Consider the following 10,714-nt stretch of genomic DNA (forward strand, 5'->3'; position numbering starts at 1 on the left):
GTAAAAACATGTATGTGTAGGCATTTTACAAGTCGTGATGCGACGAGGCAATACTCACAGCATGATATAAACGGGAATAATTCAAAGGGACACATCACTCATCCTGAGTGTTTTTGCATTATTTGATAGCTTACTGTGATGTTAATCATGAATTTGTGAGATACACAATTGATTGATGTGAACTAAGTCCTGACTTATTTTTCTTTTCAAAGTATCATTTATCAAAAGGTGAAAAACGAAAATATAATATTCACCTAAATAAAAAACAGACTAAAATTTTTCGCATAAAAAGCTGCTTATCTGGTGATCAACCTTATCGGGGTAATTTGATTAAGGATCAACGGATATGACCGAGACAGCATTTATTAATTACATAAATCAATTTGGTGAGCATCAAAAACGTTCTATGTTTGGAGGTATTGGCCTCTTTCAAAATGACGCGATGTTCGCTCTGTTGAGTGAAGGTTGTTTATTCATTAGAGGTGGCAAGTCATTAGATAAAAAGCTGACAGATTTTGATTGTGAAAAGTATCGCCATGTAAAAAAACAAACAACAGCGACCGTAAACTACTACGATATTACAAACCTTTTTACATGCCAACACCCTGAATTGGATAGCATCATTAGAACTTCAATTGATAATTCAATTCAACAGCGTTGCTTCAAAAAGTCATCCGCAAGCCGCAGATTAAGAGACCTTCCGAACATGCAACTTACTTTGGAGCGTATGGTTAAAAAGGCGGGTGTAGATGATGTTTCAATGTTCATGCAATTAGGTGCTCCAGAGGTGTTTAATAAGGTTCGTGAGGCGTACGGAAACGATGTTGACCTAAAACTGCTTTGGAAATTTGCTGGTGCTATTGATGGTATTCACTGGAAATTGTTACAAGAGCCACGTAAGCAACAATTATTAAACAGCTGTCATTAAAGAAGTTATCCTTATATGTTGAAGATTACTGATAAGAAAAAACCGAGGGCGTGCCTCGGTTTTTTTGTTTCTGTCTTCGTTCTATTTATTTGAAGACTGACTGCTGATTAAGTATCAGTACTTGAAACGAGCAGTAAACATGAGTTGTTCACCGTAGAAATCATTGATACGAGCTTCAGCACCTAAAGAGAACAACTCGGTAGAGTGGAAACGTGCATAAACAGAGCCTGTCCAATCGTCATTGTCTTCGATAGAAACGTAACCAGCTTTACCGCCAACTTCGAGTTGCGGACCAAGCCATTGACGAACACCAACGTTGATTTCCATACCGATATCCGTTGAGCTTGAGTGTTCAGGTCGAACGATACGCGCCAACATTTCACCGGTTAGATCTGCCCAGTTATTAATCGGGGCGTGAAAACCAAGACCTACAGCAGAGTCGTAATCGCTTTCAAATTCCGAATCAATGCGCGCTACGGCGTGTGCATTCGGGTGGATTGACTTACTGAACGCACCACCAAATGTGACTGGGCTTGCCCCAATGCGTGCTTCAAAGTAATCGTAGCTGAAGTTGCTCATCACTTGTGGTTGTTCATCAACTGCTAGCGCTTGACTAGAAGCCAATAACATAGCGGTAGTAAGTAGTATTTTGCGCATAACGACCGTAAACCTTTATTTAGTGTTAATCCTTTTGGTTTGAGAAAATCAGGCAAACCATAAATGTTGGGACAGTTTAATCTAACTCTCAGAAAATTAATCTATTAAAATATAAATCACTAGTTGTTTGATTAAAAAAACACCGAATTAAGCGCCAATCTGCTACTGATGTCTCATGTTTAGCGCTCTTCAACCATGATTAAGCGTAAACCGTCCAAGTTAGAGCCGATGGTTACTCACCAAAACTTGTTCGCTTTTCTGCCATTGAAGTCAGTATACGCTCGGTATCGAGTATTGAAGTCCAATTGAGTAATTTCTTGTCATTGGCGATGACATAGTCAGTCAGCTGTTGAATAAGAGTTTCTCTAAGTTGATCGCCTTGCCAAGGTTTAGAGATGTAGAAATCCAACGCAGCATTATTAATAGCGGTTACTGTATCTTCTAGCCCTGCCTGTCCTGTAAGCAGCAGCTTGCGTGTTGGCTTGGTAGAATCGCGCTGGTTGAGTTCGATTAAAAAATCAATGCCCGTTTTTTCTGGCATGATGTGATCACATAAAATTAAAGCGAGCTTAATGCCATTTTGACCCATCTCTTTGATTACTTGCTCTGCTTCATCGACCGATTCCGCACCTTCAACAATAAAGTCATCTTCAAATACCGCTAAGTCTTGAAGGACGCTATTGAGAACTTCGGGTTCATCATCGACACATAAAATTAGATACTTATTCATGAGGTACTCCTTCTTGTTTGAATGGAAGCCACACTTGCATGTGAGTATGGCTGCCTACCTCAGACTCCACCAAAATAAATCCTTGATGGGCCGACACGATTTGTTGAGAAATAGATAACCCAATACCTAAGCCAAAGTTGCCTTCTTTCTTTGTTGTGAAGTTTGGATTGAAAATCGTTTTGATGTCTTTTGGGGCGATACCATGGCCAGTGTCCGATATTTGAACGACGAGAAAATGGCCGTCATCATTGATTTGTTGAGAGGTGGTGATTGTCACTTTACCTCGTTCCGATAGAGCATCAAGTGCGTTAGAGATAAGGTTCGTCCATACCTGCTGAAGCGCGAGCGACTGGCACAATAATGGTGGCAAATTCGTATCGTAGTGTTTTTCAAGTTGGTGGTGCTTAAGTCGATTTTCAAAAATGACTAATGTATCTTCAAGGCCTTCGTGGATGTCAGCATAGTGGCGCACTTCTTCATCCTCTCGGGCGTAGCTTTTTAAGCTTTTCACCATGTCAGCAATACGTTTGCTGCAAACTTGAATCGAGCGTATCGAGTTCCCTACGTAGTGGTAATGCTCTAAATCGTTGAGCAGCTCCTTGCCCGCAATCGGTGCATCTTTTAAGGTCGTTAATACTTCAGCGTCTTGGTTCAGATTGAGTCGCACGGTTTTTTTTGCTAGCACACGATCATCAATGTTGGATGTAAGCTGTCTAACGAGTTCTCTCTCTTGAGATGTGGATAACGGTTTCGCTAATTTAGAATGCGTTAACACGTCTATCCCTTTATTTGATTCTTTGAGAGAGGAGCTATTGAGTATCTGATCAAGATGGGTAGACAAGGTTTCAATACTTCTTAATATCGCGGCAATGGGATTGTTTAGCTCATGCGCAACTCCTGCCACGAGCTGACCCAGCATCGCCATCTTCTCTTGTTCGATTAATTGTTGGTGAGCGAATTCCAATGATTCAAGCGTTTGCTGAAGCTTGATCTTATTCGTGATGCTTCTTTGTAAGCGTCGATTGAAATGACGAAGCAATAGATTGGTAAAGAGCGGCAACAGGGTGTTGTTTGAATGCATGACCTGAGCGAAGCTATCTTTATCGAGCTTAATGACTTGCGCTTGAGTTAGAGTTATTGCTGTTGAAAAAGAAGGTTCACCCGTTACGAATGACATCCCCCCGACAATGTTGCCTTTGGAGTGCCGAACGACCTCTCGCTGTTGCCCTAATTCGTCCTTTTTATAGAGTGCGACTTCACCTTCAATGAGCAACCATAAAAAGCGATTGTCTTCACCTTCAACAGTCAGCAAATGTTCTGGTGAGTAATCTCGAATCGCTTTGGTTTTATCATCTTTCGAGAAAACGTCTTGTAATGCTCTGACTACACGCTCTGCCAGAGCATGATCTGAAAGTTGATGGTAGTCGTGAATAAAGCCCGATTGGAACGAGTGAATTTTTTGTTCGATGTGCGCTCTGAGCAGTCGCTGTTGATCCAATGTGTCGCTATAAGCTAACAAATTATCCGAGTCGTATTGGATCACAAAAGAGGTCAGTTCTTTCTGCGCAGATTTGAACAGTACTTGATCTTGTACTGGCTTGGTAAGGCAATGATTAAGCCGTCCTTCGTTGACCGCAGTTAAAATGGAGTCAATGTCTGATGAAGCGCTGACTAATATCGTTCTAGCGGTATTACTATGCGGGACCTGTTCAAGTTCAATCAGAAATTGTACGCCATTAAATTCAGAATGGTGATGAGAGATCACGAGAGCAACCGTTTGTTGATCATCGTGGATATCTTTTAATGCGTGATGTGCATCTTCGATGTTTTCGGCAGTATAAATGTCGAACACAGAAGACAAGGGAGCCAACTCCGATCGTATTCTTTCAATGCTAACCGGATTATTGTCCAAACAAATAACAGCGTATTGATTCACGTCTTAACCTTAGTCGTAGCCACCTTTCTAGCTTATCAAGAAGTACCGTACAAGGATGAGAGCCAATCGGTAATTTGCTGAGTAAATTGAAGTATTGAGCAATAGACTGATTTAACTCAATGTTCCTTGTTAGCCATTGATGGGTTAGACTAAAAATAACAGACCAGTGTAGAAAGAGAACTCATGGAACAGTTAAGAAAAATTGGTGCAATCGGCGGAGCAATTTCATTGGTACTTTGTTGGCCGTTAGCGGTAGGGCAAATTGGGGAAAATGCCATTACTGATGGTATTGCCAAGCTCAATAATTCAAGTATCCAAGCTGAGATCGTGGAATACGATCGCGGTTACTTATCTTCAAATGTCAAAACCCGTCTAACGGTGACAGATGAAAACCTCAAAGAGCAACTTGCGCAGGACGGGATGCCGACGGAGTTTGTTATCAACAGCGTGGTGAGTCATGGTTTGGTGAGCCTGAATGCGGTTTCGACACTTGAAAATAAAGACAGTGTTCCTGTGACGCTGACGACCAGTACTGAGTTAAATGGCAACACCGATTTCAACTTTGAGCTAAGCCAGTTTAATTACCAAGGCTCAGATCATAACAACACTTCGGTCTCTATCACTAAGTCTCTGTTATCCGGACATGCCACAGTATTAGGACAGGTTGATTACACACTGTCAGTACCTTCTGTTCAAATTGACTTTGAAAACGGTGAAGAGGTGACACTGTCTAACCTAAAAGGCGTAGGTTCAGGGCAGCAAGCGAAAGGGTATTGGTTAGGCACACAAAATTTTACCATTGACCGTTTCTTGATATCCGATTCAGCAATGCAACCGTTCGTGACCATTGAAAATTCTAAGTACGATTTTGAGTCACACCTTGATGAAACGACCAAGCGTTTGCGCAGTAATCTGAAATTAGATATCGCCAATATTGAGACCAACGAAGGTCAAGTGAACAACTTAAACGTCGATTTTGAAATATCAAAATTGGATAGCCAATCGTTTGAGAAAATCGTTGAAATTTACCAATCAAATCCGGTTCTGAATCAAGAAGACGTTGCCGAGATGATTCCTTTTATCGATACCTTGTTTGCTAAAGGCTTTGAGCTTTCTATGAATAATATTTCATTAGAGCTAGGTAAAGGACAGTTTGAATCTAAATGGATCGTGAGTGTCCCCGAAGGAACTGAAAAAATCAGTAGCAACCCTTCGCTGATCTTACCTGCGCTAACAGGTCATGTTCATTCGAGCTTCTCAAACGAGCTTGTTGAAGAGTATCCTTTCATACATGAAGGTATCGATGAATTGATCGTGATGGAAATGATCAAGGAAACGGAAAGTGGTTATGAAATCAATGCTGATTTAAAAGATGGAAATCTAGTGTTTGAAAGTGGACAAAAAATGCCATTAATGGCGCTTCTAATGTCTTCATTGGTTCAATAAAAAAAAGTTGGGTTTAATATGGATAGAGGGATCYAACCGGTTAAGCTAAACATTTTATAGAGTACGAAACAAAAGAGGTCTTAAGACCTCTTTTGTTGTTTTTATGTTGGTTAAAACATGGTATTACTTGCATGGTTATTATTTAGCAGGAGCAATTATCCCCATGGAACTTACATTAGATAACGTATTCAATTTTAGTGCTGGCCCAGCGGCACTACCTAAACCGGTGATGAAACAAGCACAACTTGACTTCATTAATTGGAATGGTTTAGGGACTTCCGTTATGGAAATCAGTCATCGCAGCAAAGAGTTTATTCAAGTTGCTGATGAGTCTGAACAAGACCTACGTGATCTTCTGAACATCCCAGACAACTATAAAGTTCTTTTCTGTCAGGGGGGCGCTCGTGCTCAATTCGCAGCTGTACCTCTAAACCTTCTTGGTGATGCAAAGAAGGCGACTTATATCGATGCGGGTTACTGGGCTGAAAGCGCAGTAACAGAGGCAAAAAAATACTGCGAAATCGATGTGTTCAACGCGAAAACGTCGGTTGATGGTAAGGCGGCGGTTGTCCCAGCTAAAGATTGGAAAATCGATCCAGAAGCGGCGTACGTTCACTTTTGTCCGAATGAAACCATTGATGGTATTGAGATCAGTGAGCTACCGCAGACCGATAAGCCCATCGTCGCTGACATGTCGTCTAACATCTTATCTCGTAAGATTGATGTGTCTCAATATGGAGTTATCTACGCGGGAGCTCAAAAAAATATTGGCCCAGCGGGGCTCTGTATAGCCATCGTACGTGACGATCTACTCGATCTTGCAAATGAAGTATTGCCTAGCGTTTTGAATTACAAAGTGTTTGCTGAAAAAGACTCTATGTTCAATACGCCGCCGACTTATGCTTGGTATTTATCAGGCCTTGTGTTCAAGTGGTTAAAATCTGAAGGCGGCGTTGAAGCCATCGAATTGGTGAATAAAGAGAAAGCGGCCTTACTTTACAATGCGATTGATGGCTCTACTTTCTATAAGAACGACGTTCACGCCGCGAACCGTTCAAGAATGAATGTTCCGTTCCAACTCGCGAAGCCTGAACTCGATAGTAAGTTCTTAGAGTTGGCTGACGCTGCGGGTTTAAAATCATTGAAAGGCCATAGAGCTGTCGGTGGGATGAGAGCGTCACTTTACAATGCGATGTCTCTGGAAGGGGTGCAAGCCTTAGTCTGCTTTATGAAAGATTTTGAAGCGAAATACGCTTAACTGAGTAGAATAAAAAATGCCGCGTCTGCGGCATTTTTTATAACAACAAAGCGTGTTTTTTAGATTTGTACTCAAGCGTTTGACCACCCATGAGAAATTAGCTAATTCTTAAAGCCAGAAGTCTTTTAAAGGCATGTCACCATTATAATGATGAGCAATCTGTGCTTGGAGCAGTTCAGCGGTTGCAATTGCATCTGTCAGCGCATGGTGTGGCGTGTAGTCGGGTAAGTGATACCGACGGCGACTCTGGCCCAGCCTTACTGAAGCTGGTTTCTTACCTTTGAGCTTATTCCAAAAGCCGCCAGCCAATTTATGTTGAATTTGGGATTCAATTTCTAGCGTATCTAACACCGGAAATTCAATACCTTCACCGAGTCTTACTTTTAATGCATTATCTAAAAAATCCCGCTCAATGCGTCGGTAGTGAACCACGGGAATATGTCCGGCCATTGCATCTAAAATTTCTTCGAGCACTTCGCTGAGATCGGGCGCATCAATGATGTCATTATGAGTGATTCCGTGGATGACTACCGATTCTTCCTCCAACTTTTGCTTAGGTCTCAGTGTCCAATGCCTAGCTTGTCGTAGATAAATACGATTGAGTGTGAAAGGCACCAAGCCGATAGTAATGATGCCATCTTTGGCTGGATTTAAGCCGGTGGTTTCAAAATCGACCGCTAAAAAGCGCACTTCCGATAGAGGCGTCTCTGGTTCGGGAAGTGGTTTACTATAGAATCGCTTTAATCGTTCGTCCTTCGAACGCTCCAATTTTTGCTGAAATTTATAAGGCCAGTCAACCGCAGGAGTGCGAAATAGTTTATTCATAGCGCCTACTTAAACTTATTGCTAGCTTGATAACGGAACTTAAGGAAGTTTTGCGCATTACTTAAGATTTGGAATGCATCCTTTAGGTTACGACGTTCAAAATCAGACAGGTTTTCCGGTTCAATGTTGTTATCAGGCTCGACATTATCATCAACATCGTTTGCTTGGTGACGGATACGAACCAGAGAGATAAATTCCATTGCATCTTTGAGATCTTGCGCGCGGCCTTTCGGTAGAATACCTGCATCGATAATGTCATCTAAACGTTCAAATGAGTTCTTAGAGCGAGATCCTACCGCGAGAGCGTGGACACGTATCAAGTCTGCCAGTGGAGCCGTACCACGTCGTTTGAGGTTGATTGAGTTATTATGGCGACCATCTTTCTCCATTACGAAGTCTTTAAAGAAACCGAGAGGAGGAGTGCGGTTGAGCGCATTACGTGCTAGGCATGCCAAGAAGCGGTTGTTCTTACGTGCACGACGAACAATAAAGCTGTTCAGTTGTTCCGCCCATTTTAAGCGGCCGTAAACACCATCTAAGTCGAAGAAGATAGAAGCATTCAGCAGTGCTTTCGGGTTTGGATCATCAATCCAATCAGCGAAGCACTCTTCCCATTCGCGACGAGTCATACGCCACGTTGGGTTGGTCGCCATGATGTCGCCAGTACAGTATACATAGCCACATTGATCCAAGCCGTCACAAATGAAGGTCGACAGCTCTTCAAAGTACTTACCGTGCTTTTTCTCGTCATAGGTATCATCAAGAATAATCGCGTTATCTTGATCCGTAACCAGCAACTGTTCATCACGCCCCATCGAGCCGAGTGCGAGGAAACAGTATGGAATCGGTGGTTTCCCCAATTTCTCTTCCGCTAACTCGATAATACGTTGCTTAAAGCTTCGGCCAATTACCGACATTGCTGTCCCCACCATGTGAGCGTTGGCATCTTCGTTAACTAAGCGCACAAAGCTGTCTTTCACTTGCTCGGAAAGTACCTTCAGATCGTCGATACTTTGTTGCTGGAAGATACTACTGACCAGTAATAGCGAGTTTTGAGATTCATAGCGAACAATATCAGTCGCTTCGATAATGCCGATAGGCTTCTTATCTTTCAGCACCGGTAAGTGGTGCACATTATAACGAAGCATGGTCATCATGGCTTCGTATACATAAGCATTATGATCGAGAGAAATCACTTCGGGCGTCATCACGCTGGATACTTCATCCGATGGGTCAAGGCCTTCAGCGAGCACTCGTGTACATAGATCTCGGTCAGTAATAATACCAATCACCGGGGTGGAGTCGTCATCGTTATCTTCAGCAATATCTGGGTCGATGATCAGTAGCGAAGAGGCATTGTCTTCAGCCATCATGGTGGCGGCTTGCTGAATGGAGCAAGTCTTTTCAATCATTGGCGCTTCGCTAGTTAACAACGTTTTAACTTTGGATGTGGTGAGGTCGTTGGCATCGTTGTTACTTGAGTTTGCTTGACGAAGACGTGCACTGTCTTCGACCTCTACGAAATCGGCGAATGAATCGTAGTTGTCGTAAAGCTCTTGGAAAATCGACTCAGGGATGCAGTAGAGTAGAGTATCTTCTGTCGCCTTCACTGGGAAGCGAACCTTATTGTTAGTCAGTAGGCCCATTTGACCAAATAGATGTCCTTCATCGAGGCGGTTATAGAGTTCGCCTTTACGACGGTAGACTTCTACTTCGCCACTTCTAACGATGTATAAGTCATGAATTTGATCACCAAAGTGAATGATAGGGGTATCTTGGCGGTAATAAGAAATTTCCACGCTACTGGTTACTTTCTCTAACATCTCCTCAGGGAGTTCAGTGAAAGGGGGGTATTGTGCCAGAAAGTTTTGAATCTCTAGTAACTCAGCATCCATAATGATCATCCATTGGTTTGTATGATTTCATGGTACAACATTTGATAATAATTTGCCGTCACAAATCAATCTGTGAGCTAAAACCTTTTTAAAGTCTTATGGATAGACTAACCTTTCAATTAATGGAGTGATGGTTTGAGGGGGATAAAATGTCGAAGTGGAAGCTGAGTTTTGTATCTGCGGTTTTTCTGTTTTCTCCAAGTTTGTGGGCAGAGGATCACCGTATGGATGTTCTTGATTATGACCATATATATGCCACCGCTCATTCGGGCAGTTTAAATGAAGATGCGGGTAGAAATAGCAATGCATCATCATTTGGATTAGGGGGGAGTTATACCATAAATGACGATTGGTTGTTGTTAGGCGACTACAGTGCACGTTTTATTCACCCGGATGAGAGTACCACTAGAATCGATACACTAATGACGGGCGCTGGCTATCGTTATGGTATTAAGAAAGACTTGGATATTGTGGCTTCTTATCAGCTCGGTATAACTAAGGGAGAAGTTGAGCTTAATCGTACTAATGAAACCTTAGAGTCGAACACAGAATTTGTTCAAGGTGTTAAAGCCGAACTCAACTATGGTTTTGCAAAACGTTGGATAGCCAACGGGAGTGTGCAACTCAACCGAAGTGATCTGTTTGATGAAGAGATCTATCACTTAGGTTTACGCTATCTAGTGACCAACAAGTTTGCGATTGGTGGGTCATACCAACATCGAGATGGTGAGAGCAGCAAAGGGGTGAGAGAAAGAACCAATGAGCTAGGTGTTGAGTTCTTCCTAGAATACTGACTTACAAAGCATTTAAACCTGAACGTCGAGAGACAAAAAAGCCAGCGAGGTTGAAGTGAACTGACCCCCAATAGTTGGACACCAATTATTGGGGGTCTTTTTATGTCCAAATATAGCCGAGAGCTAAAATGTATCATTGCTAAGCAATACTTAGATGGCACGTCATCTCTCTACTTAGCAAAACAATATTCAATTTCTTCAAGACAGATACGGTATTGGGCTCAAGTCTTTGCCATCCATGATAC

General features: G+C 42.3%; 9 protein-coding genes and 1 pseudogene. 5 read left to right on the forward strand and 5 right to left on the reverse strand.

Annotated elements, in window-relative coordinates; translation table 11 throughout:
* Positions 1-346 precede the first annotated feature (346 nt).
* On the forward strand, positions 347-928 hold the full coding sequence (locus tag L4B77_RS17945; RefSeq protein ID WP_261839437.1) for a TfoX/Sxy family DNA transformation protein: 582 nt from the start codon (positions 347-349) through the stop codon (positions 926-928).
* Positions 929-1,042: 114 nt separating this feature from the next.
* Here L4B77_RS17945 and L4B77_RS17950 read toward each other — a convergent pair whose 3' ends face one another.
* The 3 genes from L4B77_RS17950 to L4B77_RS17960 all read right to left on the reverse strand — a co-directional run bounded on the left by L4B77_RS17950 (position 1,043) and on the right by L4B77_RS17960 (position 4,251).
* The gene (locus tag L4B77_RS17950) at positions 1,043-1,585 is read right to left on the reverse strand and encodes a hypothetical protein (protein ID WP_261839438.1); all 543 of its coding nucleotides are present in this window, start codon (positions 1,583-1,585) and stop codon (positions 1,043-1,045) included.
* 232 nt (positions 1,586-1,817) lie between these two features.
* Complete coding sequence (locus tag L4B77_RS17955; RefSeq protein ID WP_261839439.1) at positions 1,818-2,315, reverse strand: response regulator; 498 nt, start codon at positions 2,313-2,315, stop codon at positions 1,818-1,820.
* Positions 2,308-4,251: an ATP-binding protein gene (locus tag L4B77_RS17960; protein WP_429752095.1), complete on the reverse strand. Its 1,944-nt coding sequence runs from the start codon at positions 4,249-4,251 to the stop codon at positions 2,308-2,310. The genes L4B77_RS17955 and L4B77_RS17960 overlap by 8 nt, the downstream gene beginning before the upstream one ends.
* 183 nt (positions 4,252-4,434) lie before the next feature.
* On the opposite strand from L4B77_RS17960, the gene L4B77_RS17965 reads away from it, so the two are divergent.
* Together L4B77_RS17965 and serC are read left to right on the forward strand one after the other, a co-directional pair.
* The gene (locus tag L4B77_RS17965) at positions 4,435-5,697 is read left to right on the forward strand and encodes a DUF945 family protein (RefSeq protein ID WP_261839441.1); all 1,263 of its coding nucleotides are present in this window, start codon (positions 4,435-4,437) and stop codon (positions 5,695-5,697) included.
* 163 nt (positions 5,698-5,860) lie between these two features.
* Entirely contained in the window at positions 5,861-6,955 is a 1,095-nt protein-coding gene (serC, locus tag L4B77_RS17970; RefSeq protein WP_429752097.1) for a 3-phosphoserine/phosphohydroxythreonine transaminase, read from the forward strand.
* Positions 6,956-7,063: 108 nt separating this feature from the next.
* Here serC and L4B77_RS17975 read toward each other — a convergent pair whose 3' ends face one another.
* Together L4B77_RS17975 and L4B77_RS17980 are read right to left on the reverse strand one after the other, a co-directional pair.
* Positions 7,064-7,780: a 3'-5' exonuclease gene (locus tag L4B77_RS17975; RefSeq protein ID WP_429752099.1), complete on the reverse strand. Its 717-nt coding sequence runs from the start codon at positions 7,778-7,780 to the stop codon at positions 7,064-7,066.
* 5 nt (positions 7,781-7,785) lie between these two features.
* Positions 7,786-9,675: a DUF294 nucleotidyltransferase-like domain-containing protein gene (locus tag L4B77_RS17980; RefSeq protein WP_429752101.1), complete on the reverse strand. Its 1,890-nt coding sequence runs from the start codon at positions 9,673-9,675 to the stop codon at positions 7,786-7,788.
* A 149-nt stretch (positions 9,676-9,824) separates the two neighbouring features.
* Here L4B77_RS17980 and L4B77_RS17985 point away from each other — a divergent pair, with 149 nt between their 5' ends.
* The gene (locus tag L4B77_RS17985; protein WP_429752103.1) at positions 9,825-10,469 is read left to right on the forward strand and encodes a hypothetical protein; all 645 of its coding nucleotides are present in this window, start codon (positions 9,825-9,827) and stop codon (positions 10,467-10,469) included.
* A 102-nt stretch (positions 10,470-10,571) separates the two neighbouring features.
* Positions 10,572-10,714, forward strand: a pseudogene (locus tag L4B77_RS17990) (helix-turn-helix domain-containing protein); the annotation flags it as partial.

Origin of the sequence: Vibrio minamisatsumaniensis, from assembly GCF_050337445.1 — a bacterium.
Lineage (GTDB): Bacteria > Pseudomonadota > Gammaproteobacteria > Enterobacterales > Vibrionaceae > Vibrio > Vibrio artabrorum.

Bases quoted from the DNA above. Each gene is read 5' to 3' on its own strand.
- serC (WP_429752097.1), top strand. From the start codon at position 5,861: ATGGAACTTACATTAGATAACGTATTCAATTTTAGTGCTGGCCCAGCG.
- L4B77_RS17965 (WP_261839441.1), top strand. From the start codon at position 4,435: ATGGAACAGTTAAGAAAAATTGGTGCAATCGGCGGAGCAATTTCATTG.
- L4B77_RS17955 (WP_261839439.1), bottom strand. From the start codon at position 2,315: ATGAATAAGTATCTAATTTTATGTGTCGATGATGAACCCGAAGTTCTC.
- L4B77_RS17980 (WP_429752101.1), bottom strand. From the start codon at position 9,675: ATGGATGCTGAGTTACTAGAGATTCAAAACTTTCTGGCACAATACCCC.
- L4B77_RS17945 (WP_261839437.1), top strand. From the start codon at position 347: ATGACCGAGACAGCATTTATTAATTACATAAATCAATTTGGTGAGCAT.
- L4B77_RS17950 (WP_261839438.1), bottom strand. From the start codon at position 1,585: ATGCGCAAAATACTACTTACTACCGCTATGTTATTGGCTTCTAGTCAA.
- L4B77_RS17975 (WP_429752099.1), bottom strand. From the start codon at position 7,780: ATGAATAAACTATTTCGCACTCCTGCGGTTGACTGGCCTTATAAATTT.
- L4B77_RS17985 (WP_429752103.1), top strand. From the start codon at position 9,825: ATGTCGAAGTGGAAGCTGAGTTTTGTATCTGCGGTTTTTCTGTTTTCT.